Genomic DNA, 291 nt, shown 5'->3' on the forward strand with positions numbered 1-291 from the left:
GGAGCTGAGCGTGCGCACCGGAAACGTGCTGCGCCGCTACGGCATCACGACGATCGACCGCTTCCTGCAGCTGACCAAGCCCGAGGTGATGTTCTTCCGACACGCCGGCGCCAAGACCTGGCGCGAGATCCAGGAGGTGCAGATCAACCTCGGGCGGAACGAGCGTCGTCAGTCGCTCCACGGCCGCGCGGCCGAGTTGCTCGGTGGTCTGAATGAGGTGGGCCCCGAGCTGGCCCAAGCCGGCTTCTTCATCCGCCCCGACGCCAAGGGCCGTCTCCGGCTCGGCCGCTA

At 68.4% G+C, this 291-nt stretch carries 1 protein-coding gene; it reads left to right on the forward strand.

Annotated elements, in window-relative coordinates:
* On the forward strand, nt 1–291 hold a 291-nt coding region (locus tag EN804_RS36465), incomplete at both ends, for a DNA-directed RNA polymerase subunit alpha C-terminal domain-containing protein (protein WP_210237405.1).

Origin of the sequence: Mesorhizobium sp. M8A.F.Ca.ET.161.01.1.1 (genome assembly GCF_004792105.1) — a bacterium.
Classification (GTDB): domain Bacteria; phylum Pseudomonadota; class Alphaproteobacteria; order Rhizobiales; family Rhizobiaceae; genus Mesorhizobium.